The sequence below is a fragment of the Streptomyces sp. NPDC043870 genome (assembly GCF_056435785.1).
This window is the reverse complement of the sequence record NZ_JBWKDT010000010.1, coordinates 100,889-127,573: the sequence shown is the minus strand read 5'-3', so window position 1 is coordinate 127,573 and position 26,685 is coordinate 100,889. Positions and strand designations below refer to the sequence as shown.

General features: G+C 70.7%; 24 protein-coding genes. 11 read left to right on the top strand and 13 right to left on the bottom strand.

What is annotated here, in order from left to right:
* Window positions 1–130: 130 nt before the first annotated feature.
* Together AC0699_RS15735 and AC0699_RS15730 are read right to left on the bottom strand one after the other, a co-directional pair.
* Window positions 131–1,726, bottom strand: coding sequence for a PucR family transcriptional regulator (locus AC0699_RS15735; RefSeq protein WP_478660158.1), 1,596 nt, complete (start codon window positions 1,724–1,726; stop codon window positions 131–133).
* A gap of 277 nt (window positions 1,727–2,003) precedes the next feature.
* Entirely contained in the window at window positions 2,004–4,106 is a 2,103-nt protein-coding gene (locus AC0699_RS15730) for a type IV secretory system conjugative DNA transfer family protein (RefSeq protein ID WP_478660156.1), read from the bottom strand.
* A gap of 392 nt (window positions 4,107–4,498) precedes the next feature.
* Between AC0699_RS15730 and gabT the strand changes: the two genes are divergently transcribed.
* Complete coding sequence (gene gabT / locus AC0699_RS15725) at window positions 4,499–5,833, top strand: 4-aminobutyrate--2-oxoglutarate transaminase (protein ID WP_478660154.1); 1,335 nt, start codon at window positions 4,499–4,501, stop codon at window positions 5,831–5,833.
* Between the two features lie 123 nt (window positions 5,834–5,956).
* Complete coding sequence (locus AC0699_RS15720) at window positions 5,957–6,775, top strand: phosphatase PAP2 family protein (protein ID WP_478660152.1); 819 nt, start codon at window positions 5,957–5,959, stop codon at window positions 6,773–6,775.
* Here the strand turns inward: AC0699_RS15720 and AC0699_RS15715 are convergent.
* The 7 genes from AC0699_RS15715 to AC0699_RS15685 form a co-directional block, all read right to left on the bottom strand.
* Window positions 6,714–8,516 (bottom strand): chitinase, encoded by a 1,803-nt coding sequence (locus AC0699_RS15715; protein WP_478660150.1) that lies wholly within the window; start codon window positions 8,514–8,516, stop codon window positions 6,714–6,716. The genes AC0699_RS15720 and AC0699_RS15715 overlap by 62 nt on opposite strands.
* 281 nt (window positions 8,517–8,797) lie before the next feature.
* The gene (locus tag AC0699_RS15710; RefSeq protein WP_478660148.1) at window positions 8,798–10,213 is read right to left on the bottom strand and encodes an NAD(P)/FAD-dependent oxidoreductase; all 1,416 of its coding nucleotides are present in this window, start codon (window positions 10,211–10,213) and stop codon (window positions 8,798–8,800) included.
* Between the two features lie 72 nt (window positions 10,214–10,285).
* A complete protein-coding gene (locus AC0699_RS15705; protein WP_478660146.1) occupies window positions 10,286–11,083 on the bottom strand; it encodes an ABC transporter permease in 798 nt (265 codons plus the stop codon).
* A complete protein-coding gene (locus AC0699_RS15700) occupies window positions 11,083–12,012 on the bottom strand; it encodes an ABC transporter permease (protein WP_478660144.1) in 930 nt (309 codons plus the stop codon). The genes AC0699_RS15705 and AC0699_RS15700 overlap by 1 nt, the downstream gene beginning before the upstream one ends.
* Window positions 12,009–13,172: an ABC transporter ATP-binding protein gene (locus tag AC0699_RS15695; protein WP_478660142.1), complete on the bottom strand. Its 1,164-nt coding sequence runs from the start codon at window positions 13,170–13,172 to the stop codon at window positions 12,009–12,011. Before AC0699_RS15695 ends, AC0699_RS15700 begins: the two co-directional genes overlap by 4 nt.
* A gap of 38 nt (window positions 13,173–13,210) precedes the next feature.
* Window positions 13,211–14,458 carry an ABC transporter substrate-binding protein gene (locus AC0699_RS15690; protein ID WP_478660140.1) on the bottom strand — a complete coding sequence of 416 codons (1,248 nt, stop codon included), beginning with the start codon at window positions 14,456–14,458 and terminating at the stop codon, window positions 13,211–13,213.
* A gap of 74 nt (window positions 14,459–14,532) precedes the next feature.
* Complete coding sequence (locus AC0699_RS15685) at window positions 14,533–16,050, bottom strand: gamma-aminobutyraldehyde dehydrogenase (RefSeq protein ID WP_478660138.1); 1,518 nt, start codon at window positions 16,048–16,050, stop codon at window positions 14,533–14,535.
* A gap of 176 nt (window positions 16,051–16,226) precedes the next feature.
* Here AC0699_RS15685 and AC0699_RS15680 point away from each other — a divergent pair, with 176 nt between their 5' ends.
* Window positions 16,227–16,802, top strand: coding sequence for an NADAR family protein (locus AC0699_RS15680; RefSeq protein WP_478660136.1), 576 nt, complete (start codon window positions 16,227–16,229; stop codon window positions 16,800–16,802).
* A 63-nt stretch (window positions 16,803–16,865) separates the two neighbouring features.
* Here AC0699_RS15680 and AC0699_RS15675 read toward each other — a convergent pair whose 3' ends face one another.
* Entirely contained in the window at window positions 16,866–17,597 is a 732-nt protein-coding gene (locus tag AC0699_RS15675; RefSeq protein WP_478660134.1) for a DUF4190 domain-containing protein, read from the bottom strand.
* A gap of 65 nt (window positions 17,598–17,662) precedes the next feature.
* Here AC0699_RS15675 and AC0699_RS15670 point away from each other — a divergent pair, with 65 nt between their 5' ends.
* The 6 genes from AC0699_RS15670 (at window position 17,663) to AC0699_RS15645 (ending at window position 23,522) form a co-directional block, all read left to right on the top strand.
* Window positions 17,663–18,730 (top strand): adenosine deaminase, encoded by a 1,068-nt coding sequence (locus tag AC0699_RS15670; protein ID WP_478660132.1) that lies wholly within the window; start codon window positions 17,663–17,665, stop codon window positions 18,728–18,730.
* A 10-nt stretch (window positions 18,731–18,740) separates the two neighbouring features.
* Window positions 18,741–19,448, top strand: a complete 708-nt coding sequence (locus AC0699_RS15665; protein WP_478660130.1) for a glycerophosphodiester phosphodiesterase — start codon at window positions 18,741–18,743, stop codon at window positions 19,446–19,448.
* Window positions 19,445–20,245 carry an SAM-dependent methyltransferase gene (locus AC0699_RS15660; protein WP_478660128.1) on the top strand — a complete coding sequence of 267 codons (801 nt, stop codon included), beginning with the start codon at window positions 19,445–19,447 and terminating at the stop codon, window positions 20,243–20,245. The genes AC0699_RS15665 and AC0699_RS15660 overlap by 4 nt, the downstream gene beginning before the upstream one ends.
* Window positions 20,245–21,432, top strand: a complete 1,188-nt coding sequence (locus AC0699_RS15655; protein WP_478660126.1) for a sensor histidine kinase — start codon at window positions 20,245–20,247, stop codon at window positions 21,430–21,432. Before AC0699_RS15660 ends, AC0699_RS15655 begins: the two co-directional genes overlap by 1 nt.
* Complete coding sequence (locus AC0699_RS15650) at window positions 21,429–22,145, top strand: response regulator transcription factor (protein WP_478660124.1); 717 nt, start codon at window positions 21,429–21,431, stop codon at window positions 22,143–22,145. Before AC0699_RS15655 ends, AC0699_RS15650 begins: the two co-directional genes overlap by 4 nt.
* Before the next feature lie 96 nt (window positions 22,146–22,241).
* Window positions 22,242–23,522 carry a serine hydrolase domain-containing protein gene (locus tag AC0699_RS15645; protein WP_478660122.1) on the top strand — a complete coding sequence of 427 codons (1,281 nt, stop codon included), beginning with the start codon at window positions 22,242–22,244 and terminating at the stop codon, window positions 23,520–23,522.
* Here AC0699_RS15645 and AC0699_RS15640 read toward each other — a convergent pair whose 3' ends face one another.
* Genes AC0699_RS15640 through AC0699_RS15630 form a run of 3 tightly spaced genes read right to left on the bottom strand, consistent with a single transcriptional unit; the run spans window position 23,523 to window position 25,465 of the window.
* Window positions 23,523–24,071 (bottom strand): hypothetical protein, encoded by a 549-nt coding sequence (locus AC0699_RS15640; protein ID WP_478660120.1) that lies wholly within the window; start codon window positions 24,069–24,071, stop codon window positions 23,523–23,525.
* Between the two features lie 30 nt (window positions 24,072–24,101).
* Window positions 24,102–24,242 carry a hypothetical protein gene (locus AC0699_RS15635; RefSeq protein ID WP_478660118.1) on the bottom strand — a complete coding sequence of 47 codons (141 nt, stop codon included), beginning with the start codon at window positions 24,240–24,242 and terminating at the stop codon, window positions 24,102–24,104.
* Window positions 24,243–24,292: 50 nt separating this feature from the next.
* Window positions 24,293–25,465 carry a polyamine ABC transporter substrate-binding protein gene (locus tag AC0699_RS15630; RefSeq protein ID WP_478660307.1) on the bottom strand — a complete coding sequence of 391 codons (1,173 nt, stop codon included), beginning with the start codon at window positions 25,463–25,465 and terminating at the stop codon, window positions 24,293–24,295.
* Window positions 25,466–25,651: 186 nt separating this feature from the next.
* Here AC0699_RS15630 and AC0699_RS15625 point away from each other — a divergent pair, with 186 nt between their 5' ends.
* Complete coding sequence (locus AC0699_RS15625) at window positions 25,652–26,014, top strand: DUF1304 domain-containing protein (protein ID WP_478660116.1); 363 nt, start codon at window positions 25,652–25,654, stop codon at window positions 26,012–26,014.
* Window positions 26,011–26,568: a TetR/AcrR family transcriptional regulator gene (locus AC0699_RS15620; protein ID WP_478660114.1), complete on the top strand. Its 558-nt coding sequence runs from the start codon at window positions 26,011–26,013 to the stop codon at window positions 26,566–26,568. Before AC0699_RS15625 ends, AC0699_RS15620 begins: the two co-directional genes overlap by 4 nt.
* The last annotated feature ends 117 nt before the right edge of the window (window positions 26,569–26,685 follow it).

Genomic DNA, 26,685 nt, shown 5'->3' with positions numbered 1-26,685 from the left:
CCCTAAGCAGTTCAGCAGTCAATTGCCATGTTTTCTGCCCGACTTCGGGCAGCGAACCGGAAAATTCTTCCGCATGCCGCATGCCGCATGCCGCGGCCGGGACGGGCGGGCGGGCGGGCGGGTCGGGCGCCTACTCCGGGACCGGCGACGGGCCGGGGCCCGGGCCTGGGGCCGTCGTCGTCCCTTCGGTCGCCTTGAGGGCGAGCCAGAGCTCCATGCGGACGTCCGGGTCGTCCAGGGAGCGACCGAGGATTTCCTCGACGCGCCGCATGCGGTAGCGCAGGGTGTGGCGGTGGACGCCGAGGTCGGCGGCTGCCGCGTCCCACTGGCCGTGGCGGGAGAGCCAGGCGCGCAGGGAGGCCACGAGGTCGCCGCGACCTGTCGCGTCGTGTTCGTACAGGGCACGCAGCATGCCGTCGGCGAAGGCGCGTACGGCGTCGTCGGCGAGGAGCGGCAGTACCGACCCCGCCGCGAGTTCCTCGTGCTCGACGAGGGCCCGGCCGCGCCGGCGGGCGACGGACAGGGCCTGTTCGGACTGCTTGTAGGCCGCGGCGGCGGCGATCGGGCCGGTCGGGGCGGACATGCCGACGACGACGCCCGCCTCCTCGGCCTCGCGTTCCGCGTACGACTCGCATTCGAGGACGACCGCTCCCCCGTCGGCGGCGAGGACGACGAGCCGGTCGTCGCCCTCGGGCGCGGTCAGCACCGCCTCGCCCGACCGGGAAGCGGCGGACTCCAGGGACTCGGCGAGCGCGTGCACGGGGTGCTCGGCGGCCGGGTCGGGCTCGCCGGCCGGTTCGGCGATCAGCAGCCGGAACGGCGCGTCCAGCAGCTCTCCGTACAGGTCCCCGGCGACCGCCCTGGCGTGGTCCGGCTGCCCGGACAGCATCATCCGCAGCACCGCCGCGCCCAGCCGCTGCTCGGCGGCCTGCAGCGAGCGGGAACGTTCCGTCGTCAGCGTCAGCAGGGCGATGGCGGAGTGCACGGCGTATCGCTCGGCCGTCCCGAGCGGCGCGCCCGTACCGACGGCGAGCGCTCCCCGCACCCGCCGCCCGGTACCCAGCGACTGCAGCTCGACCCGGTCGTCGGTGCCGCCGACGACCGCGCTGGCGGGTGCGGGCCGCTCACGCAGCCGCTCCACATCGGCGGTGAGCCGGGCAGCCCGGCGGGTGGCCCAGTCGGGTGCGGACGCGACGACCGCTCCGGACGCGTCGTAGAGCGCGGCCCAGCCGTCGACGTGCGCGGCGAGCCTGGCGAGCAGAGCCGCCGGGCCCTCGGCGAGCGCGGCACGGGTCAGTTCCCGCTGGGCCTCGAAGCCTGCGGTCACGGCCCGGTACTGGTCGGCGGCGATGGCGGCCGACACCGCCTTGCTGATGGCGAGGAACGGGGTGCGGCGCGGTACTTCGAGGAGCGGGAAGTCCTCCTCCTCGGCGGCTTCCAGCAGTGCGGCGGGGATGTCGTCGTAGTTGACGCCGACGGCGAAGCCGAGCCCGACGACACCCGCGCCGACCAGCCTCCGCACGTACCGTCGCATCGCGTCGTGGTCCGCGGCGTCCAGCGTCATCGCGGTGACGAGAAGCAGTTCGCCGCCCTCCATGTACGGCACGGGATCGGCCAGCTCGCTGACGTGCGCCCAGCGCACAGGAGTCCCGAGCCGGTCCTCCCCGGCGCGCACGGTCAGTTTGAGCGCGGAGTGCTGGACGAGTGAGGCAAGGGTGACCGGCATGGGACCGCGGACTTTCGGCAGAGGATGAGAGCTCCGGGCCTGGGGCTGCTGAGCGTCGGGCCTCGGGGCCGTGGACTTCTGAGCGTCGGGGCTGCTGAGCGGGGCTTCTGAGCTTTTTGCCGTCCCGTACGAACGGCATACCTCGATTCTGCCAGGTCGTACGGGTGCGCGGGTCGGGTCCGCCGGTCGGGTGTGCGGGTCGGGTCCGCGGATCAGGTGCGCGAGCCGGGTGCACGCATCAGGTGCGCGGATCAGCTGCGCAAGCCGGGTGCGCGGATCAGGTGCGCAGGTCCACCAGCAGCGGCGGCGCGTGCTCGCCGCGTACCGAGGTGAGCGAGAGCACGGCGTGCCCGGCGGGCACGGAGTGCGCCAGCTCGGAGGCCGACCAGCGCTCCCGCTCGACCTCACGGACCGTCACGGCCTCGGCGGTGGCCGCCTTGCCGGTCACCAGACGACGCATGAAGTGCAGCGCCTTGGTCAGCGGCTCGTCGGAGATGATCTGCCGGTTGGTGACGTCCCTGGTCTGCACCCATTCGGTGCCCCAGGTCTCGGCGAACCGCCCGCCGTCCCAGGGCGCGAGCCCCGCGAACGCCATCCGGCACCCGACCGCGCCCAGCAGCGGCCCACGCAACGTCTCGGGCACGTCCTCCAGGGTGCGCAGTGCCAGCACCACCCCCGCGTGGGCGGAGCGCAGCCTCTGCACGGCTCTCACCGAGTCGGCGGTGACGGTGTACGTCGCGTCGTCGAGGATCAGGCAGGCGAAGAGCGAGCGGTCGGAACGTGCGAGTGCGGCCTCGGTGAACTGGGCGAGTACGAGCCGGGCGATGATCCGGGAGGCTTCGGCGTGGCCGCGTTCGGGAAGGTCGACGCGTACCCGGAGGGGGTGCTCGATGGCCCGCAGCGAGAACTGCCGGCCCGGCTCCGTCGTACGGAAGAACTGCGCGAACGCGGGCCGGTCGAGAAACGCGATCCGCTCGGCGAGCAGCACACCGATGTCGTCCGCGCGCCCCGACTGGCGTGCGCGCGCGTCGAGTTCACGGAGCTGGGACGCCTCCCCGTGCTCCTCCAGGGCGGTGCGCAGCTCGTCCAGCGCACCGGGCGCACCACCGACGAGCTCACGCAGCTCCGGCACGGCCGGGAAGTGGCCGTGGACGCTCCGGTACGGCCCGATGAGCTGGGCGAGCGCGGTGGCGGCCCGGCGGCTGTCGACCGTCAGGTCCCCGACCAGCGCCTCGGCGAGGATGCGGGCGGCCTCGTCGGGGTCGTCGGTACCGCCGTACAGATCGAGGTCGTGCGTGGACTCGGGCCGGCCGAGGGCGATGACGAGGTCGAACGCGTCGTCGGGGGCCGGAGCGGTGCCGTGCGCGGTGACGGCGACGACGGCGGCCCGGTTGGCGAGCGCCTGCAGGCACATCGCCTCCACGACGGGCCGCACGAGCCGCACGGTCTTCCCGGACCCCGAGGGCCCGACGGCGAGCAGCGAGGTGCCGAGGAGGGCGGGCTCGAGGGCGACGCCGGTGGTGCGGCGGGCGTAGGGGTTGCGGGGGTGGTCGACGGCGGTGCCGATCTTCACCTGTCCGGTGGCGAGGTCGTGGGCGGCGGTGCGGACGGGCAGGTCCCGTGCGCCTGAGGGGTGGGCGCAGGCAGCGGCGCCGTCGGCACGGACGGTGTCGGTGAAGGCGGGCAGCCGCTCGGGCCGGGTGCGTACGCCCTGCCAGGCACGGCGGATCCGGGCGTAGTCGACATCGCCGAGCGTGCCTCGCTTCGTCGCCTCGGCGAGGGTGTGCGCCACCTCGTCGAGCCCGGCGGCACGCAGCTCGGGCCAGTCGGCGGGGTCCTCCTTGGGCGGGCGCGGCGGGGCGGGGGCCTCCTGCCTGCGTGCGTACCGGCGCCAGATGTCCGGCACGTGACCGATGCGGGCGAAGAAGACGAGCAGGCCGCCGCCGACGAGCGCGTAGTAGACGTAGCTGGCCGTGGCCCACAGGGGCGGGTCGGCGCGCCAGGACTCCGGGGTGAGGACGAGCAACGGCCAGAGCCAGTAGCGGCCGAGGTAGCCGTTCCACAGCAGGGACCAGAGCAGCCAGCCGGTGAGCAGGGCGATCAGCGCGCCGGCGAAGAGCCGCCGGGCCGGAATCACCTCCGGCTCCTGCTCCGGCCGCGGCCGGTGCCCCAGCCGCCAGATACCGGGGTCGGCCTGGGGCCTGGGTGTACGCAGCCAGGCCGCGACGGACGCCCCGGTGGAGGGGGCGGGCGCGTGCGAGGGAGCCGGGGGGACGGCGGGAGGCACCGGCGGGGGTCCGGCGGGGCGCGGAACGGGGTGGGCGCTCCCGGCGCTGCCCGCCCGCGTGCCGCGTGCGTCGTACGTGCCTTCGGTGTCCATGAAACCCTGCCCCCTGACCAGCCAGGACCGTGTCTGTGCCACCGTCAATCTAGTGCCCATCGGCGGGGAGTTCAGCGAGTACGCCGTGCGCGAGCCGCTGCGGCGCGACGGTGATCCGTTCCGGGGCCTCGGCGGCAACGTCCTCGCCCGGCTCACCGGGCCCGGGTGCCCCGGAGTGCCCCGGGCCCGCCCGACCACGCCCCGGCCCGCCCCTCCCCCGGCCGGGGTCCGGGGCTCGTCCCCCGGAACGGGACAGCTCGGCTGCTCTATGTCCGTGACGGACAAACGACACGCGCCCACCACTACCGAACGGAGCATGCCGGACCCCCTGACGCGGACCTAGCCTGCGAAGAAAGAAGAAGTGCGTCCGAAAAGACACCCCAGGAGCCCTCATGACCGCAATTCCGCAGGAGCGCCGCGTCGTCACCGCCATTCCCGGCCCGAAGTCGCAGGAGCTTCAGGCCCGCCGTCTCTCCGCGGTCGCGGGCGGCGTGGGCTCCGTGCTGCCGGTGTTCACCACCCGCGCCGGCGGCGGCATCATCGAGGACGTCGACGGCAACCGCCTCATCGACTTCGGCTCCGGTATCGCCGTGACCTCCGTGGGCGCCTCCGCCGAGGCCGTCGTACGCCGCGCCTCCGCGCAGCTGCAGGACTTCACCCACACCTGTTTCATGGTCACGCCGTACGAGGGCTACGTCGAGGTCTGTGAGCAGCTCGCCGAGCTGACCCCGGGCGACCACGCCAAGAAGTCCGCGCTGTTCAACTCCGGCGCCGAGGCCGTCGAGAACGCCGTCAAGATCGCCCGCGCGTACACCAAGCGCCAGGCCGTCGTCGTCTTCGACCACGGCTACCACGGCCGTACGAACCTGACGATGGCGCTGACCGCCAAGAACATGCCGTACAAGCACGGCTTCGGCCCGTTCGCCCCCGAGGTCTACCGCGTCCCGGTCGCCTACGGCTACCGCTGGCCGACCGGCCCGGAGAACTGCGGCCCCGAGGCCGCCGCCCAGGCCATCGACATGATCACCAAGCAGGTCGGCCCGGACAACGTCGCCGCGATCATCATCGAGCCGGTCCTCGGCGAGGGCGGCTTCATCGAGCCGGCCAAGGGCTTCCTCCCGGCGATCGTGAAGTTCGCCAACGACAACGGCATCGTCTTCGTCGCGGACGAGATCCAGTCCGGCTTCTGCCGCACCGGCCAGTGGTTCGCCTGCGAGGACGAGGGCATCGTCCCGGACCTGATCACCACCGCCAAGGGCATCGCGGGCGGCCTGCCGCTCGCCGCCGTCACCGGCCGCGCCGAGATCATGGACGCCGCTCACGCGGGCGGCCTGGGTGGCACCTACGGCGGCAACCCGGTGGCCTGCGCCGGTGCGCTCGGCGCCATCGAGACCATGCGCGAGCAGGACCTCAACGGCAAGGCCAAGCGCATCGAGGAGGTCATGAAGGGCCGCCTGACCGCGATGGCCGAGAAGTACGACATCATCGGCGACATCCGCGGCCGCGGCGCCATGATCGCCATCGAACTGGTCAAGGACCGCGCCACCAAGGAGCCCAGCCCGGAGGCCGCCGGCGCGCTCGCCAAGGCCTGCCACGCCGAGGGCGTGCTCGTCCTCACCTGCGGTACCTACGGCAACGTGCTCCGTTTCCTGCCCCCGCTGGTCATCGGCGAGGACCTGCTGAGCGAGGGCCTGGACGTCATCGAGGCGGCGCTCGCCGCCGTCTGAGCCCCCGGTCCGTGGGGTAACCCCCAGTAATCGCGCGCTCTCTGTGAAGAACATGTGGGGGGCCAATGGCGGGATGGAATTCCGGCTGTTGGTCCCCCTCCCGCTGCCGTACGGTTTCTGCAGATGAGAGAAACACCCCGCCCGCAGGGGACTGCGGGCGACTCCATTGCGGAGCTTCCCCAGCCCCGCTCTGGCCGTGCCCTCGCGCACACCACCGGGGCCTCTGGCGCCGGAACTCCTCACCGATCGGATGGCCGCCCGCCCCAAACCCCCCGGGGCGCGCGGCAAACCGGTCCTTACGGCCGCCCCGGAACCACCCCCCCTGTTCCGGGGCGGCCGACTCCTTCCCTCATTTCCCTGGTGCTGGGCACTCTTCTCTTCGCGCTGATCACCTGGCAGATCGCCACTGACGGTCCGCTGCGCGCACTGGACGAGCGTCTTGACCGCGCCGTCGTCGGCCTCGGCCCGGCCGGACTCACCGAGTTCCTCGCCGACCTCGGCAATGCGCAGGTCGCCCTGCCGGTCCTCGCCGTCTGCGTCGTGTACGCCCTGTACCGGCGCCGTCGCGCCGACGTCCTGGCCGCCGTGCTCGCCATGGCCCTCGTCCCGGCACTGGTCGCGCCGCTCAAGGAACTGACGGACCGTCCGGGTCCGCTGACGGCGGAGACCGGCTACTACCCGTCGGGTCATGCGGCGACGGCGATGGTGGCGTACGCCGGCGCGGCGCTGCTGCTGGCTCCGTACGTACGCACACGATGGCCGATGCCCGTCGCTGTGCTGCTGACGGTGGCGACGGGCATCGGCCTTGTGCTGCGCGGCTACCACTGGCCCCTTGACGTGCTGGGCAGTTGGTGCCTGTGCGCCGGTCTGCTGTTGCTGATCACCAGGTGTACGCGTCGAAGTTCCTGGAGAACTCCCCGCCGCCGAACCGGTCCCAGTTGATCGACCACGTCATCAGCCCGCGCAGCGCGGGCCAGGTGCCGTGGGTCTGGTACGAGCCACAGGTCGTACCCGCCTTCTTCGTCAGGCAGTCCAGCGCCTTGTTGACCTCGGCGGGCGGTGTGTGGCCGTTGCCGGCGTTCGTCGTGGCCGGCAGGCCGATGGCGACCTGCTCGGGGCGCAGCGCCGGAAAGAACCTTTCGGAGTTGCCGGCGACCGGGAAGCCGGTGAGCAGCATGTCGGTCATGGAGACATGGAAGTCGGCGTTCCCCATGGTGTGGTACTGGTTGTCGAGCCCCATGATCGGACCCGAGTTGTAGTGCTGGACATGGAGCAGCGTGAGGTCGTCGCGCAGGGCGTGGATGACCGGCAGGTACGCCCCGCAGCGCGGGTCCTGGCCGCCGAACGGCCCGGAGCCGTAGTACTGGTATCCGAGCTGCACGAAGAACGTCTCCGGGGCCATGGTCAGCACGAAGTCGTCGCCGTACTTGGCCTTGAGGGTCTTGAGCGCCGAGATCAGATTGACGACCACCGGGGTCGTGGGATTGCGGAAGTCGGTGTCGCCCGCGTTCAGGGACAGGGAGTGGCCCTCGAAGTCGATGTCGAGGCCGTCGAGGCCGTACTCGTCGATGATCTTCGACACGGAGGAGACGAAGGTGTCGCGGGCGGCTGTGGTGGAGAGCTGGACCTGGCCGTTCTGGCCGCCGATGGAGATCAGGACCTTCTTGCCCGCGGCCTGCTTGGCCTTGATGGCGGCCTTGAAGTCGGCGGCGGACTCGACGTTCGGGCATTCGCTCGCCGGGCAGAGGCTGAAGCGGATGTCTCCGGAGGTCACCGATGTGGGTTCGCCGAACGCGAGGTTGATGACGTCCCAGGAGTCGGGCACGTCGGCCATGCGTGCGTAGCCGGAGCCGTTGGCGAAGCTCGCGTGGAGATAGCCGACGAGGGCGTGGGCGGGCAGGCCCGGGCCGGAACCGCCGCCCGCCGTCGTCGTCGCGGTGACGGCCGTGGACTTCGGCGATTCACCCGCGCTGTTGGTGGCGGTGACCTGGAAGGTGTACGAGGTGGTCGCGGCCAGTCCCGTCACGGTGGCCGAAGTCCCGGTCACCGACAGGATTTTGCTGCCGTTCCGGTAGACGTTGTAGCCGGTCGCGCCGGACACGGGTGACCAGGAGAGCGGAACGGTGGAGGACGTGGGGGTGCCGGCGGTGAGCGCCCCGGGCGCTGCCGGGATCTCGACCGGCGCGCCACCGGGACCGATGAGCGACAGATCGTCGGCCTGGTAGGCGCCGGTGCCATACCAGCCGTGCGTGTGGATCGTCACGGAGGTCGTACCGGCCCCCGTTCTGAACGTCGTCGTCAGCTTCTGCCAGTCGGGGGCCGACTGGGTCCAGGTCGAGACGTCGCCGGTACCGGTACCCGACGCGCCGAGGTAGACATAGCTGCCGCGCACCCAACCGCTGAGCGTGTACGAGGAGTTGGGCTGCACGGTGACCGTCTGGGAGCACTTGGCGTTGTCGCTGCCGGCCGGGGTCGCCTGCAGCGCCTTGGTGCCGCTGCGCACGGGCGAGGAGACGACGGCGCCGCTGCCCGCCGTACAACTCCAGCCGTCCAGGCCGGACTCGAAGCCGCCGTTGTGTGCCAGTTCGATGTCGGCGGCCTGGGCGCTCGGGGCCGAGGCGACGAGCCCGCTCGCCGCGAGCAGGGCCGCCACGGCGACGGCGAGAGGTCTGGTGCGGTCCACAAATGCCTCCGGGGGTGGGGGGATTCAAGGCGGAGCCCGGCACAAGATGGTCCAGACCAATCAGGTTGTCAAGACCTCTGGCATCGCACTGCTGCGCTCCCCCTCGCCCTCCCCGGCCATCGCGTCCGATGGTGAAGTGGGGCACAACAAGATCGCCGGTTGTACTCCCTGGGGCCCCGCGCCCCGGGGCGTAGGGGGAGTACAACCGGCGATCTCACAAGGACAGCGGTCTCACCAGGACGGCCGTGTCACCGAGAAAGCGGTCTCACCAGGACATCGGCTCAGCTGTCGAAGCCCAGGCCGAGGCGGTCCATCATCTTCAGCCACAGGTTCCGCCGGCCTCCGTTGGCGTCCGCGCGGGCCAGCGACCACTTGGTGATGCCGATCCCCGCCCAGGCCACCGGCTCCGGCGGGAACGGCAGCGGCTTCGTCCGCACCATCTTCAGCTCCGTGCGCTCGGTGTGCTCGCCCGCGAGCAGATCGAGCATCACATCGGCACCGAAGCGTGTCGCACCGACGCCGAGACCGGTGTACCCGGCGGCGTATGCGACCTTCCCGCCGTGCGCCGTGCCGAAGAAGGCGGAGAAACGCGAACAGGTGTCGATCGCGCCGCCCCAGGCGTGGCTGAAGCGCAGCCCCTCCAGCTGCGGGAAGCACTCGAAGAACTGGCCCGCCAGCTTGAGGTACGTCTCGGGCCGGTGATCCATCTCGGCGGTGACCTTCCCGCCGTACGGATAGATCGCGTCGTAGCCGCCCCACAGGATGCGGTTGTCGGCGGTGATCCGGAAGTAGTGGAACTGGTTGGCGCTGTCGCCGAGCCCCTGCCGCTTCCGCCAGCCGATCGAGGCCAGCTGGTCCGCCGACAGCGGCTCCGTCACCAGCGCGTAGTCGTACACCGGGACGGTGTACGAGCGGACCCGCTTGACCAGCGACGGGAAGACGTTCGTCCCGAGCGCGACACGCCGGGCGAAGACCCGGCCGTACGAGGTGCGGACGGCCATCCCGGCGCCGGACGCCGCCAGTTCGACGGCCCGGGTGTTCTCGTAGATCCGCACACCGAGGTCGAGGCACGCCTGCTTGAGCCCCCAGGCGAGCTTCGCGGGGTGCAGCATGGCGACGCCGTCGCGGTCCCACAGCCCGCCGAGGAAGGTCGGTGAGTCGACCTCGGCGCGCACCGCGTCCCGGTCGAGCAGCTCCAGTCCGTCGGTGAAGCCGAGCCGCTCGGCCACCTGGTACATCTCGTGCAGCTCTTCGAGCTGATGCGGTTCGGTGGCGACGTCGATCTCGCCTGAGCGCTCGAAGTCGCAGTCGATGCCGTAGCCGGCGACGGCGGCCTCGATGGCGTCGAGGTTCCGCGCGCCGAGCTCCTCCAGCTTCGCCATGTCGTCCGGCCAGCGGGCGAGCCCGTTGCCGAGGCCATGGGTGAGCGATGCGGCGCAGAAGCCGCCGTTGCGGCCCGAGGCGGCCCAGCCCACCTCGCGGCCTTCGATCAGTACGACATCCCGCTCGGGGTCGCGCTCCTTGGCGAGGAGCGCGGTCCACAGTCCGCTGTAGCCGCCGCCGACGACGAGGAGGTCGGTCTTCTCGTCACCGGTGAGGGCGGGCAGGGCGTCGGGCTTGCCGGGGTCTTCCAGCCAGAAGGGGACGGGCTGGGCGTCGGAGAGTGATGAGGCAAAGGTCATGGCAGCTGGGGCCATGGTTTCCACTCCTTCAGGGCCTGTTGAGCTACTGGCCTACTGGGCTACTGCTTGAGCTACTGGCCCACTGGGCTACTGGGCTACTGCGGATTTCTTCCGCCGGTTGCTGATCGTCTGGCCGGCGAGGACGACGATGACGGCGATGGCGAACATGGCCGTACCGATGACGTTGATCTGGACGGGCGTACCGCGCTGGGCCGAGCCCCAGACGAACATGGGGAAGGTGACGGTGTTGCCCGAGTTGAAGTTGGTGATGATGAAGTCGTCGAACGAGAGCGCGAAGGACAGCAGCGCGCCCGCCGCGATACCGGGGGCCGCGATCGGCAGCGTGACCCGGAGGAAGGTCTGCACGGGACCGGCGTAGAGATCACGCGCGGCCTCCTCAAGACGCGGGTCCATCGACAGCACGCGCGCCTTGACCGCGGCGACGACGAAGCTGAGGCAGAACATGACGTGGGCGATGAGGATCGTCCAGAAGCCCAGCTCGATGCCCATGTTGAGGAACAGCGCCAGCAGCGATGCGGCCATCACGATCTCGGGCATCGCCATCGGCAGGAAGATCAGCGAGTTGATCGTGCCACGCGCCCGGAAGCGGTAGCGGACCAGAGCGAAGGCGATCATCGTGCCGAGGACGGTCGCGCCGAGGGTGGCCCAGGCCGCGATCTGGAGGGAGAGCGAGAGCGAGCCGCACATGTCGGCGACCCCGCACGGGTCCTTCCAGGCGTCCAGGGAGAACTCCTGCCAGGCGTAGTTGAAGCGACCCTTGGGGTTGTTGAACGAGAACACCGTCACGACGACGTTCGGCACGATCAGATAGGCGAGCGTCACGAGGCCCGCGATGACGACGAGGTTGCGTCGAAGCCACTGCATCAGACCAGATCCTCCGTTCCGGCCCGCCGGATGTAGACCGTGACCATGATCAGTACGACGGCCATCAGGATGAAGGACAGCGCGGCCGCTGTCGGGTAGTCCAGGATCCGCAGGTACTGCGACTGGATGACATTGCCGATCATGCGGGTGTCCGTGGAGCCCAGCAGCTCGGCATTGACGTAGTCACCGCTCGCCGGGATGAAGGTGAGCAGCGTCCCGGAGACGACGCCGGGCATCGACAGCGGGAAGGTGACCTTGCGGAAGGTCGTGGCGGGCGTGGCGTAGAGGTCGCCCGCCGCCTCGTGCAGCCGGGTGTCGATCCGCTCCAGCGAGGTGTAGAGCGGAAGGATCATGAACGGCAGGAAGTTGTACGTCAGACCGCAGACGACCGCGAGCGGGGTGGCCAGCACCCTGTCCCCCTCGGTCATGCCGAGCAGGCTGGTGATGTCCAGGATGTGCAGCGCGTTCAGCGTCTCCACGACCGGTCCGCCGTCCGCGAGGATCGTCTTCCAGGCGAGCGTGCGGATCAGGAAGCTGGTGAAGAACGGCGCGATGACCAGGATCAGCAGCAGATTGCGCCAGCGGCCCGCCTTGAAGGCGATGAGGTACGCGAGCGGGTAGCCGAGCAGCAGACACAGCACGGTGGCGGTGCCGGCGTACAGCAGCGAGCGCAGGAACTGCGGGTAGTACTCCTGGAAGGCCTCCCAGTAGGTCTGGAAGTGCCAGGTGACCTCGAAGCCCTTTTCGAGCGAGCCGGTCTGCACCGAGGTCGAGGCCTGGTACACCATCGGCAGCACGAAGAAGACCAGCAGCCACAGGATGCCGGGCAGCAGCAGCCAGTACGGGACCAGCTTGCGGCGCACCGAGGGCTTGTGGACGGGTGGTTCGGCGGCGGCGGCCACCGGGGGCGGCGCTTCGGTGACGGTCATGCGCTCTCCTCGACCGTCTCGACACCCGCGTCGATGTCCTGGGAGGCATCGAGTCCGAAGGTGTGCTCCGGGTTCCAGTGCAGCACGACCTCGGCGCCGGGCACGAGGCGGGAGTCCCGCTCGATGTTCTGTACGTACACCTCCAGCTCGGGGCAGACCGGGCTGTCGACGACGTACTGCGTGGAGACGCCGATGAAGCTGGAGTCGGCGATCTTTCCGGTGATCCGGTTGCGGCCCCCGGCGATCTCTCCCGCGTCGTCGGCGTGCGCGAGCGATATCTTCTCGGGACGGACGCCGACCAGCAGCTTCCCGCCGCTGCGGGGCTGGGTGGCGCAACGCTGGGCGGGGATCCGCAGCTTGGCGTCGGCGGCCGACACGAGGATGTCGCTGCCGCCGGTCTCGGCGACCTCGGCCTCGATGAGGTTGGAGCTGCCGAGGAAGTTGGCGACGAAGGTCGTCTGCGGGTTCTCGTAGAGCTCGGCGGGCGCGCCCAGCTGCTCGACCCTGCCGCCGTTCATGACCGCGACCGTGTCGGCCATGGTCATGGCCTCCTCCTGGTCGTGGGTGACATGCACGAAGGTGATGCCGACCTCGGTCTGGATGCGCTTGAGCTCCAGCTGCATCTGGCGGCGCAGCTTGAGGTCGAGGGCGCCGAGCGGCTCGTCGAGGAGGAGCACCTGGGGGTGGTTGATGAGCGCGCGGGCGACGGCGACGCGCTGCTGCTGGCCGCCGGAGAGCTGGTGCGGCTTGCGGTGCGCGAAGTCCCCGAGCTGGACCAGGTCGAGCATGTCGTCGACCTGCTTCTTGACCGACTTGATGCCGCGGCGGCGCAGTCCGAAGGCGATGTTCTCGGTGATGTTCAGGTGCGGGAAGAGCGCATAGCTCTGGAAGACGGTGTTGACCGGGCGCTTGTGCGGCGGCAGGGCGGTGACGTCCTTGTCGCCGAGGAAGACGGTGCCGGTGCTGGGGTCCTCCAGTCCGGCGATCATCCGCAGAGTGGTGGTCTTGCCGCAGCCGGAGGCGCCGAGCAGGGCGAAGAACGAGCCCGCGGGGATGGTCAGGTCGAGCGGGTGCACGGCGGTGAAGGAGCCGTAGGTCTTGCTGATCCCGGAGAGCCGGACATCGCCGCCCTCGGTCTTCGAGGTCTTCGAATCAGTCATGGGTCGCGTTCCCAGTGGTGTCGGTGGGCAGGGGGAGGTCAGGCGCCGATGAGCTTGGCGAACTTCTCTTCGTACGCCGTCTCTTCCTTGCTGCTGAGCGAGCGGAAGGCGTGGGACTTGGCGGCCATGGCCTTGTCCGGGAGGATCAGCGTGTTCGAGGCCAGGGCGGGGTCGATCTTCGCCAGCTCGTTCTTCACCCCGTCGACCGGGCAGACGTAGTTGATGTACGCGGCCAGCTGCGCGGCGACCGGAAGCTCGAAGTAGTAGTCGATGAGCTTCTCGGCGTTGGTCTTGTGCCGGGCGTTGGCCGGGACCAGCAGGTTGTCGCTGGAGGTGATGTAACCGGCCGACGGGATCGCGAACTTGATGTCCGGGTTGTCCGCCTGGAGCTGGATGACGTCACCGGCCCAGGCGAGACAGGCGGCGAGGTCGCCCTTGTCCAGGTCCGAGGTGTAGTCGTTGCCGGTGAAGCGGCGGATCTGCTTCTTGTCGACGCCCTTCTGGAGCCGGCCGATCGCGGCGTCGTAGTCGGCGTCGGTGAACTTCCCGGGGTCCTTGCCCATGTCGAGCAGGGTCATGCCGACCGAGTCGCGCATCTCGGTGAGGAAGCCGACCCGGCCCTTGAGCTTGGGGTCGTCGAGCAGCTGGGTGACCGAGTCCACCTTGCGGCCGCCGGTCGCCTTGGAGTTGTACGCGATGACCGTGGAGATACCGGTCCAGGGGTACGAGTAGGCCCGGCCCGGGTCCCAGTCGGGAGTGCGGAACTGCGGGGACAGGTTGGCGAACGCGTGCGGCAGGTTCGACGGGTCGAGCTTCTGCGCCCAGCCGAGCCGGATGATCCGGGCGGCCAGCCAGTCGGTGACGCAGATCAGGTCACGGCCGGTGTCCTGGCCGGCCGCGAGCTGCGGCTTGATCTTTCCGAAGAACTCGACGTTGTCGTTGATGTCCTCGGTGTACTTGACCGTGATCCCGGTGCGCTTGGTGAACGCCTCCAGAGTGGGACGGCTCTTCTCGTCCTCACTGATGTCCATGTACTCGGTCCAGTTGGAGAAGGCTATGCGCTTCTCCTTGGCCGAGTGGTCGTCGGAGGCCGCCGCGTCGCCCTGCCGCTTGGCGGGCGGGATGCCGCAGGCGCTCAGCATCCCGGCACCGCCGATGGTGAGTGCACCGATGCCTGACGCACGCAGCAGCGAGCGGCGGGAGAGGGCACCCCTGCCGTTCGTCATGCTGCGCTGCACGGCGGCCAGTTGGGCCGCGGAGAGGCGGTCGGACTGGTACTGCTCCATGCGCTGTTCCCTCTCGGGTGGGTCTGGCCGCTGGTCGGGCGGCTGCGTTGGCACGCGGCGGTGGCCGCTTGTGGTTACGGTCGGTCCCCGAAGATCGTGCGGTGCCAGTCCTTCCTGACCACCGCGGTGTTGTCGTACATCACATGCTTGACCTGCGTGTACTCCTCGAATGAATACGCCGACATGTCCTTTCCGAACCCGCTGGCCTGGTAGCCGCCGTGGGGCATCTCGCTGATGATCGGAATGTGGTCGTTGACCCAGACACAGCCCGCCTTGATCTCGCGGGTGGCACGGCCCGCGCGGTACACGTCACGGCTCCAGGCGGAGGCGGCGAGACCGTACGGGGTGTCGTTGGCCAGCGCGATGCCCTCGTCGTCGGAGTCGAAGGGCAGCACCACCAGGACGGGACCGAAGATCTCGGACTGGACGACCTCGCTGTCCTGGGCGGCTCCGGCGATCAGGGTCGGCAGGTAGTACGCGCCCTTCTCCAGGTCCCCGCCGGGGGCCTGGCCGCCGGTGACGACGGTGGCGTACGAACGGGCCCGGTCGACGAACCCGGCGACGCGGTCGCGCTGCGCGTGCGAGACGAGCGGGCCGAGGTCGGTGGACGGGTCGAACGGGTCGCCGAGCCGTACGGTCGCCATCAGGTCGGCGACCCCGGCGACGAAGGCGTCGTACAGCGGTCGCTGGACATAGGCGCGGGTGGCGGCGGTGCAGTCCTGGCCGCTGTTGATCAGGGCGCCGGCGACCGCGCCGTGCACGGCGGCTTCGAGATCGGCGTCGTCGAAGACGACGAAGGGCGCCTTGCCGCCGAGCTCCAGGTGGAGCCGCTTGACGGTGGAGGTGGCGATCTCGGCGACGCGCTTGCCGACCGGGGTGGAACCCGTGAAGGACGTCATGGCCACGTCCGGGTGCCCGACCAGGTGCTCGCCCGCGCCCTTGCCGGCGCCGGTGACGATGTTGACGACACCTTCGGGGATCCCGGCCTCGGCCGCTGCCTGGGCGAACATCAGGGAGGTCAGCGGGGTGATCTCGGCGGGCTTGAGGACGATGGTGTTGCCCGCGGCGATGGCCGGGAGGACCTTCCAGGCGGCCATCTGGAGCGGATAGTTCCAGGGCGCGATGGAGCCGACGACACCGATCGGCTCGCGGCGTACGTACGAGGTGTGGTCGCCGCTGTACTCGCCCGCGGACTGGCCCTGCAGATGGCGTGCGGCACCGGCGAAGAACGCGGTGTTGTCGATGGTGCCGGGCACGTCGAACTCGCGGGTCAGCTTGATCGGCTTGCCGCACTGCAGCGACTCGGCCCGCGCGAAGTCCTCGGCCTGTTCGGCGAGCACGGACGCGAAGCGGTTGAGGGCGTCGGAGCGCTCCCCGGGGGTGGCGCCCGCCCAGCCGGGGAACGCGTCGCGCGCGGCTGCGACGGCGGCGTCGACGTCGGCGGTTCCGGCCAGCTCGTAGTCGAGGACCTGCTCTCCGGTGGCGGGGTCCACGACTGTGTGGTTATGTCCCGATGTACCGGGCCGTAGCTGCCCGCCGATGTACTGCGCGCCGTCCTTGAAACGGTCCTGTGCCTGGAAGCGGTTGCCCATTGAAGCTCTCCGTTGTTCCAGCTCGAATTGAGTGCTGATCCTGACAGAATGAAGTTTGGCCAACAAGTGATTCCGTAGTTTCCTTTTGATTACGCGACGGAATCGGTCGACCATGTGTCGGGCCTGGGTGGTCATCCCCGTACGGAGTGTCAGTGGCGGGTGGGAAACTCGCGTGCATGGGGATGATCGACGCATCGGCCGAGGCCCTGATCGAGCAGGTCAGGAGCGGCAGGCAGGTCAAGTATCTGCACTTTTGGGGGCACACTCCGCGACGGGACGGCGGCGTGGGGGCCGGCTGTCTGAGCCAGTGGTGGCCTGCGCCGTTCACCGTCGACGGCATCGAGTACGCGACGGCCGAGCACTGGATGATGGCCGCGAAGGCGCGCCTCTTCGATGACGCGGAGGCGGAGCGCAAGGCCGTCGAGGCGCCGAATCCGGCGCTCGCGAAGAAGGCGGGCCGTCTGGTGCGCGGCTTCAGCGACGCGATATGGGAGCGCGAGCGGTTCTCGATCGTCGTCGAGGGCAGCGTGCACAAGTTCGCCCAGCATGCGGACCTGCGCGCGTTCCTGCTGGCCACGGGCGACCGGGTGCTGGTGGAGGCGAGCCCGGTGGACAGGATCTGGGGCATCGGCCTGGCCGCGGACGACGAGCGGGCCGACGACCCCTCGCGGTGGCGCGGGCTGAACCTGCTGGGGTTCGCGCTGATGCAGGCGCGCGAGCGGCTGCGGGAGCGGGGAGAGCGGGGGGATTGAGGGGACGCGGTGGCCGGGCGGGCGGCCGGGCGGCGCGGGGGGCCGCCCGGATGGCGCGTCCGGTCAGCGCGAAGCCGCGGCGACGACCAGCGTCGTCGCCCAGGGGTCCTCGTCGGACTCCAGGGAGGAAGAGTCGTTGGCGATCAGCCAGATCATCAGACCGAGGAACGCGGCACTGATCACGATGCCGACCCCGCCGAGGATGATGCCGGCCAGTGCCATTCCGCCGTTGGTCGCCTCACCTCGCTTGACGCGGCCACGGCCGATGAAGCCGAAGATCAGCGCGAGGATGCCGAGGACGACCCCGAGGCCGTACAGACAGAATCCGGCGACGGCGACGATGCCCAGCACCATCGCGGTGATGCCCATGCCGTTCGCCGGGCCCTGCACCCAGCCGCCCTGGCCGTAGCCGGGGTAGCCCGAATACCCGGGGTAGCCGGGGTAGCCGTACCCGGGCGCGCCGGGCTGTGCGACGCCCGGAGCGGCGGCGGCCGGGTAGCCGTACGGGCCGGGCGCGGTCTGCGCGGGTCCGCCGGGGGCTATCGGGGGCGGTGGTACGGCCCCGGTGCCCGCGTCACCTCCGGTGCCGGCACCGGCGTCGGGGACGGCGAACGGTCCCGCGGACGGCATCGATGTCACCGTCGGCTGGTCGTGGGCGGCCGGCCGCGGCGGCTGCGCGCCCCGCGTCGCCTTGCCGAGATCCACTTTGTCCTGCGGCGCCCCCCGGTGCTCCGGCGGAGCCCATGGGTCCCTCGGCTCGTACCCGCCCGGCGGCTGGTCGCTCTGGTCTGACATGGGCCTCCCCTTCGTGGACTCGTCATGGTACGGGCCCGCGTCGCGCGCGATCCGGCCCGCCTACGATGATCCCTGACCGGCAGGGCACAGGACACATGGAGGACCCGATGACCGATCTGCACCCCTTCATCGCGGGGCTGCCCAAGGCGGAGCTGCATGTCCACCATGTCGGATCCGCCTCCCCGCGCATCGTGTCCGAACTGGCCGCCCGGCACCCGGACTCCAAGGTCCCCACCGACCCCGACGCCCTCGCCGACTACTTCACCTTCACCGACTTCGCGCACTTCATCGAGGTCTATCTCTCGGTGGTGGACCTGGTCCGCACCCCCGAGGACGTCCGGCTGCTGACCTTCGAGGTCGCGCGGGACATGGCCCGGCAGAACATCCGGTACGCCGAGCTGACCATCACGCCGTTCAGCTCGACCCGCCGGGGCATCCCCGAGCGGGGCTTCATGGAGGCCATCGAGGACGCCCGCAAGGCGGCCGAGTCCGAGCTCGGCGTGATCCTGCGCTGGTGCTTCGACATCCCCGGTGAGGCCGGCCTCGACGCGGCCGAGGAGACGGCGCGACTCGCGGTCGATCTGCACCCGGAGGGCCTGGTCTCGTTCGGCCTCGGCGGCCCCGAGGTCGGCGTCCCCCGGCCGCAGTTCAAGCCGTACTTCGACCGGGCCATCGCCGCCGGGCTGCGGTCCGTGCCGCACGCCGGTGAGACCACCGGGCCCGGAACCATCTGGGACGCGCTGAACGACCTGCGGGCCGAGCGCATCGGCCACGGCACCAGCGCCCCGCAGGACCCGAAGCTGCTGGCGCACCTCGCCGAGCACCGCATCCCGCTGGAGGTCTGCCCCACCTCCAACATCGCCACCCGGGCCGTGGCGAACCTCGACGAGCACCCCGTCAAGGAGATGGTCGCCGCCGGCGTACTGGTGACCATCAACAGCGACGACCCGCCGATGTTCGGCACCGACCTCAACAACGAGTACGCGGTGGCCGCCCGGCTGCTGGAGCTCGACGAGCGGGGCGTCGCGGCACTCGCGAAGAACGCCGTGGAGGCGTCCTTCCTCGACCCGGCCGGAAAGGCGCGGATCGCCACGGAGATCGACACGTACACCGAGCAGTGGCTGGCGAAGTGAGGACGGCCTCGTGCGCACTGTCACCCTCGTAGGCCATCGCGGCGACCCGTACGTCGCCCGTGAGAACACGCTTCCGTCGCTGCACACGGCGATCGAGCGGGGCGCGGACGCCATCGAGGTGGATGTCCGGCTGACCCGCGACGGGGTTCCCGTACTGCTGCACGACGAGACGCTCAAGCGGCTCTGGGGCCACGACCGTCCGCTGGCCCGGCTCACCCATGAGCAGCTCACCGAGCTGACGTCCGGCGGCGTGCCGACACTGCGGGAGGCGCTGATCGCGGTGGGCGGCCACCGGCTGATGCTCGATCTGCCCGGCGCCGACGAGAAGGCGGTACGCGCGATCGTCGGCACGGTCCGTGAATGCGACGCGGGCGAGCGGGTCTACTACACCGGCGGTCCGGTCGGGATGTTCGCCGTCCGCGATGCCGACCCCGGCGCGGAGATCGCCCTGACCTGGACGACGCTCGCCCCGCCCCGCCCGGTGCTGCTCGGCGCGCTGCGGCCGCGCTGGCTCAACTACCGCTTCGGGCTGGTGAGCCAGGACCTCGCGGACCGCGTCCATGCGGACGGGTATCTGCTCTCTGTCTGGACCGCCGACACGCGTGGCACGATGCGCCGACTGGTGGGGCGCGGTGTCGACTCGATCACCACGAACCGCGTGGACGTCCTCGCCCGGGTACTCAGCAGATCCCGCACAGGGAAAGGACGCATGACGTGACCGACGCCGAGGACACCGGCCAGGACCGGATCCGCACCGACATCGCCCACAACGCCCGGGTGTGGAACTACTGGCTGGGCGGCAAGGACAACTACCTGGTGGACCGTCAGGTCGGCGACCAGGTGACCGGCATGTTCCCGAGCATCGGTCAGGTCGCCCGCGCCGACCGGGCGTTCCTGGGACGGGTCGTCACGCATCTCGCCGGTGAGGCGGGGATGCGCCAGTTCCTCGACATCGGTACCGGCCTGCCGACCGTCGACAACACGCATGAGGTCGCCCAGCGCATCGCCCCCGAGTCGCGGATCGTGTACGTCGACAACGACCCGATCGTGCTGTCGCACGCCCGCGCCCTGCTGACCAGCACCCCCGAGGGCCGCACCGCGTACATCGACGCGGACGCCCATCGTCCCGAGGACATCCTGCGCGCCGTCGAACCGACGCTCGACCTGACGCGTCCGGTGGCGGTGATGATGCTGGGGATCCTGAACTTCATCCTGGACACGGACAAGGCCACCTCGATCGTCCGCTGCATCATGGACGCCGTACCGTCCGGCAGCCATCTCGTGCTCACCCACCCCACGCTGGAACTGGGCGGTGAGGGCAACGCCGAGGCGATGGCGTTCTGGAACGAGAACGCGACACCGCCGATCACCGCCCGCAGCCGTGCCGAGGTCGCGGGCTTCCTCGACGGCCTGGATCTCCTGGAGCCGGGCATCGTGTCCTGTGCGCGCTGGCGCGACGGGGGCGCGACGACGGTGGAGGTGGCGCAGTTCGGCGCGGTGGGCCGCAAGCGCTGATGCGGATACGGGGGACCGGCCGGCTGGGACAGTTGCGGGACGTCAACCCGTGGTTCGTGGATCTCGGCGTCGCGCTGCTCGTGCAGGCGGCGATGACGATGCCGTTCGTGGTGCCGCGCCCCGCCGGTCAGGCGCCCGCGACCTGGGCGGCCTACGGACTCACCACCCTGACCGTGGTGCCGCTGGTCTGGCGGCGCCGTGCCCCGGTCACGGTGCTGCTCGCGATCCTCGTGGCCGGTGCGCTGTACGAGCTCGCGATCTGGGGGCCCGGCCAGCCCCTCCCGTACACCGGCCTGGTCATCGTCTACACGATCGCCGCGGTCTCACCACCCCGCACCCGGCTGGGTGTGCTCCTGCTGCTGCCGGCCGTCGTGTCGGTGTCCGTGTGGCTCAACACCGGCTCGGCCCGGGAGCTGTTCTTCTGCCTCTTCGTGCTCGGAGCGGCGTATGTCTTCGGGAGGCTCACCGACACCCGGCAGGCCTACACCGCGGCGGTCGAGGACCGTGCCGCGCAACTGGAGCGGGCGAACCGGATCGAGGCCGAGCAGGCAGCGGCCCGCGAACGGGCCCGGATCGCCCGGGAGATGCACGACATCTTGTCGCACGCGGTGAGCCTGATGATCGTCCAGGCGGAGGCGGGCCCGGTAGCGGTGCGCACGGCTCCGGAGCGTGCGGAGGCCGCCTTCGAGGCGATCTCCGAGACCGGCCGGGACGCGATGGCCCAGCTGCGCCGGATGCTCGGGGTGCTGCGCGAGGGCGATCTCGGTCCGGACGACTCCCCGCGCGAGCCGCAGCCCTCGCTGACGGCGCTGCCGGGCCTGGTCGAGCGCGTGCGGCACAGCGGCCTCGACGTCGCTTACGAGACGACGGGCGAGGTCCGCCCGCTGCCCGCCGACACCGAGGCCACGGCCCACCGTGTGGTGCAGGAGGCACTGACGAACGTGGTCAAGCACGCGGAGGCCACCTCGGTCCGTGTGCGGCTGGTCTACGGGAGGGACCTGCTGGCGATCACGGTCACCGACGACGGGCGGGGTCCCGGAACGTCCACCGGACACGGGCTCATCGGCATCCGCGAACGGGCGGCGGCCCATGGCGGCACGGCGCTCACCGGGCCGGGCCCCGACGGCCGGGGCTTCGAGGTCGGCGTCACACTCCCCGTAGGATCCCGGGCGGAGGTGGGGAGTTGACGATCCGCGTGGTGGTGGCCGATGACCAGGAGCTGGTCCGCAGCGGTTTCGCGATGATCCTGGACGTACAGCCGGACATCGAGGTCGTCGCCGAGGCAGGGGACGGGACGGCGGCCGTCGACGCGGTACGCCGCCTCTCCCCCGACGTGGCGCTGCTCGACATCCGGATGCCCGGCATGGACGGGATCGCGGCCTGCCGCACCATCAGCGCCGAGTCCGCGTGCCGCACGGTCATGCTGACGACCTTCGACTCCGACGAGTACGTGTACGAGGCGCTGCACGCGGGCGCGAGCGGCTTTCTGCTCAAGGACGTCAGACGGGACGATCTGGTGCACGCGGTACGGGTGGTGGCGCGGGGCGACTCGCTGCTCGCGCCGTCGGTGGCGCGCCGGCTGATCGAGGAGTACACGAAGCACACCACCCGGCGCACGGCCGCGCCGCCCGGCGGACGGCTGGACGTCCTCACCGCGCGGGAGCGCGAGACGCTGCTCCTGCTGGGGCGTGGCCGGTCGAACGCGGAGATCGCGGCGGCGCTCGTCGTCAGCGAGCACACCGTCAAGACGCATGTGGGCAATGTGCTGGCCAAGTTGGGGCTGCGCGACCGGATCCAGGCGGTCATCTGCGCGTACGAGACCGGGCTGATCTCCGCCGGGGATCCCCCGCCGGAGGGAGTGCCTGCGTCCGTCTCCTCCCCCGCGGCGGCGAGAGACTGACCGGCGAGGACCGCTCTCACCGGCGATCCGCTCGAAGAGCCTGGTCAACAGGATGGGAGCAGTCAAGAACGACGGCTCACACCACGGGAGTTGACCATGAACAGCCGTACCCGCACGCTGCTGGCCGCCGCACTCGTCCTCGGTGTCGCCGCGGGCCCGGCCGTCGTACCGGCCGCGGCCCAGTCCCCCGCGTCCATGAGCACGGACCCCGGCACAGACGCCGGCACGGGCCCCGGCACGGACGCCGGCACCCGCTCTGGCAGGGACTCCGGCACGGGCGACAGCGGAAAGCCCGACGAGGCCGCCCTCGAAGCCGCGGTCGCCGGGCTGCCGACCGCGGACGCGACCGCCGCGCTCGTACGGGTCGGGGGCACCGGCGGCAGTTGGCACGGCAGCTCCGGTGTCCACGACCTCAAGTCCGGCCGCCCGGCCGACCCGGACGCCCGTTTCCGGGCCGGCTCGGTGACGAAGGTCTTCACGGCCGCGGCGGTGCTGCGGCTCGCGGCGGAGGGCAGAGTGGACCTGGACCGGACGGCCCGCTCGTACCTCCCGGACCTGATCCCGGTGACGTACGGGAAGGTCACCGTCCGGCAGTTGCTCAACCACACGCACGGCATCCCCGCCCCGGACCTGCCCGGCACGACCGTCGAGGAGTGGTACGCGCACCGCTTCGACGTGCACGACCCGCGGGCGATGGTGCGCTCCGCGACCGGCAAGAAGCCGGAGTTCACACCGGGCACGAAGCAGCACTACCTGAACATCGGCTACACGGTCGCCGGGCTGCTGATCGAGCGCGTGACGGGCGAGCGGTACGAGGACGAGATCGCCCGCCACATCCTGAAGCCGCTCGGACTGCGCGGCACGTACTTCCCCGGCACCGACCCGCGCATCCGCGGCCCGCACAATCACGGCTACCAGACGATGAGGCTGGACGACGGCACGACCGGGCTGCGCGATGCGACGGTGTGGGGTGTGACGGACGGCTGGGCGGCCGGGGACATCATCTCCACGACCGTGGATCTGGAGCGGTTCACCAAGGCCCTGTTCCGGGGGCAGGTCGTGCGCGGTTTGCTGCTGGAGGAGATGTTCACGCTGCCCGGGAAGGATGTGGTCGACATCAGGACCGGTGCCCCCGCCGCGTACTCCGTCGGGCTGTCCATGACGAAGCTGGGCGGGCGTGAGGTGTGGGGCAAGTCGGGCGGCCGCTGGGGCTGCAACGCGGCCGTGGCGGCCACCCGTGATCTGTCACGCACACTCGTCTACAGCGTCAACTCCACGGACGCGAAGGGCCAGGACATGAACAGGGTGGCGCTGAATGTCGCCGTCGCCGCGTTCGGGATGCCCTCCGACCAGGGTCTGTCCGCCGGACACCCCTGACTAGGGAGACGCCACGGGCTCCGGGGCCGGCGAAGGCGAAGGCGACGGCGTGGTCAGCCCCTCCAGCCGCTTGATCATGCGGTGTACGACGAGGAGCGGGACGACTCCGAAGACGCCGAAGGACATGTCGATGGCCGTCCACCAGAGGGGGATGCCCCGGATCGGGCCGCAGATCAACGCGAGCGGGATGATCCCGGCGCAGGCGATCATGCCGAACTCGATGACCCAGATGTTGCGTACGGGATCGCGGTACGGGCCGTAGAAGGCGACGGCGATGACGAGGTGCGCGAAGGCCAGCCAGTCGGTGCCGTACAGGAGGAAGGGGTACCGCTCATCGGCGACGTCCGCGCCGGCCCGTACCCGCTCGATCCACTCCGGCAGGGCGGGGAAGGTGTCCGCGACCGGGGAGGCCCAGGACGTCAGCGCGTCGTGGACGAGGCGCAGCTCGGTGACGAGGGGGAAGGCCGTCAGTCCGCTCAGGACGAGGCAGACGATGAAGACGGCCAACCACACGCGTATGCGGCGCAAAAGCGCTCTTCGCTCGCTCATGCCCGCAGCGTACGCCCATCATGAACACGTTCAAAAACCCGGGGCGCCGGTGACCTTGCGGGCCACGGCGTGCGAGACGACGGTGGCGCCCGTGGCCGGCGCCAGGAAGAGCGCGGGCCGTCCGCCGGTGCGCTCGCCCGCGACGGCGGCGGTACCGACGATCGCGGCCATGGGCGGTCACCGGCTCGGTCCCGGTCGCGGTCTTCATGATCACGAATCTGCTACAGGCCGACGATTCCGTTCCACCGCTGGGCGAAGTCCCTGCGCTCCTCGGACGTGATGTCCCGCGCGATCGCCAGACGCCTGCGCATCGCGGCGTCGGGGAAGATCAGCGGATCCTCGGCGAGCGCGGCGAGTTCCTCGTCGTCGGAGCCGGCGAGGACGTCGCGCGCGGCGGGCACCGGGCAGACGTAGTTGACCCAGGCGGCGAGCTCGGCGGCGACCTCGGGCTCGTAGTAGTAGTCGATCAGCGCCTCGGCGTTGCGCTTGTGCTGGGCGAGGTTGGGGATCATCAGCGACTCGGCCCAGAGTTCGGCGCCCTCCTCCGGGACCACGAACTCGATGTCGGGGTTGTCCGCCTGGAGCTGGATGACGTCGCCCGAGTAGGCCTGGCAGGCGAGGACGTCCCCCGTGGAGAGGTCCTTGATGTAGTCGTTGCCGGTGAAGCGGCGGATGTGTTTCTGCCGCACCAGCCCCTCGACCTGGTCGCACACGGTGTGGAAGTCGTCGGCCGTCCAGCGGGTGATGTCCACGCCGTTGCCCTGCATGAGGAGGGCGAAGGACTCGTCGAGCCCGGAGAGGAGGGTGACCTTTCCCCGCAGGTCCGCGGCCCAGAGGTCCTCGATATGCCGGATTTCGCGACCGAGCTTCCTGCGGTTGTACGCGATGCCGGTGATCCCGGACTGCCAGGGCACGCTGTGCCGCCTGCCCTCGTCGAAGGCGGGTGAACGCAGCTGCGGGTCCAGGTACTTGGCGACGTTCGGCTGCCGGTCGCGGTCCATCTCCTGGACCCAGCCGAGGCGTACGAACCGGGCGGCCATCCAGTCGCTGACGACGATGAGATCCCGGCCGGTCTCCTGATGGTTCATCAGGGCAGGGCTCACCTTGCCGAAGAACTCGTCGTTGTCGTTGATCTCCTCGGTGTAGCGGACGGAGATCCCGGTGCGTTCGGCGAAGGCATCGAGGGTGGGCCGTCTGGAGGTGTCCTCGTCGTCGGTGTCGATATAGAGGGGCCAGTTGGCGAAGTCGACGGTCCTGTCGCGGCCCGAGAGGTCACGTGCCGCGCGGTCGCCGGGCTCGACATAGGCCGCGGGGACTCCGCAGCCGGCGAGCGCGAAGCCCGCGGCCCCGGCTCCGGCGGCGCCGAGGGCGCGCAGCGCCGAGCGGCGGGACATGTGGCGGGATGTGCGGGGCGTCGGGGCGTTCCTCGGCTTCGCTGACACGTCGGCAGGATGCCGGGCGGTCGGTACGAGGGGCAATGGACGGTGCGTCGAGCGGGAGGCCCGGGCCCTGACACCTTGTCGATCATGGACATCTGTCTATACTTCATGGACACCTGCCCATGAAATGATTGGTACCCCATGAACGCGACGGCGAACGTCCTGGTCGGCCTGGTGGCCGCGCTGCACGTCTACATCCTGGTGCTGGAGATGTTCCTCTGGGAGCGGGCTCCGGGGCGGGGACTGTCCGGGTTCGACGCCCAGATGGCTCGGGCGACGGCTCCGCTGGCCGCCAACCAGGGTCTGTACAACGGCTTTCTCGCGGCCGGCCTGATCTGGGGCCTGATCGCCGCGGACCCCACGGGCCACCAGGTCCAGGTCTTCTTCCTCGCCTGTGTGGTGATCGCCGGGCTGTACGGGGGCGCCACCGCGAACCGGCGCATCTTCGTGGCCCAGGCCCTGCCCGGTGCGCTGGCGCTGGCCGCGGTGCTGGTGGCGGGATGAGCGGCGATCCCCGGGCCGAGCGCACCCGGGACCGGCTGCGGCGCGCCCTGCTGGAGGAGTGCGCCGAGCGGCCGCTGGCCGAGGTCAGCGTGGCGGGCCTGGTCCGCCGGGCGGGCCTCGGCCGCGCCACGTTCTACCTGCACTACCCGGACCTGGACGCGCTCGCGGTGGACGCCTGCGCCGAGATCGTCCGGGACGCGGTGGAGGCGCTGCACGCGTGGCGCGGGGTGCCCGATCCGGCGGCCCCGCCGGCCGCTCTGACGTCCTTCTTCACCGGGATCGTCCCCCACGCCCCGCTCTACCGCACCCTGCTCCGGGAGGGTGGCGGCGGCCCGCTCGGGGACCTGCTCCACCGCGAACTCCGCGCCCGCAGCCACCGCGAACGCGAGCTGGCGGGCGCCCCGGCTCCCGATCTGATCGCCTCGGCGGTGGCGTCGACCTTCACGGGCGTGCTGGCCGACTGGCTCCACGACCGCATCCCCGCGCCTCCGGAGGCGATGGCGGCCCACGTCTGGCGCCTCCTGTTCGCGCTGCACATGACGCCGTTGCCGTAAACGCCGGCAGGGTGCCGGACCGTGGCGCCTGCGGCGGTCCTCTCCCCGCCCCTCCCCTCCCCGCCCCTTCACCGGGGGCTGCGCCCCCGAACCCCCCGTACGATCTGCGGCCGTGTC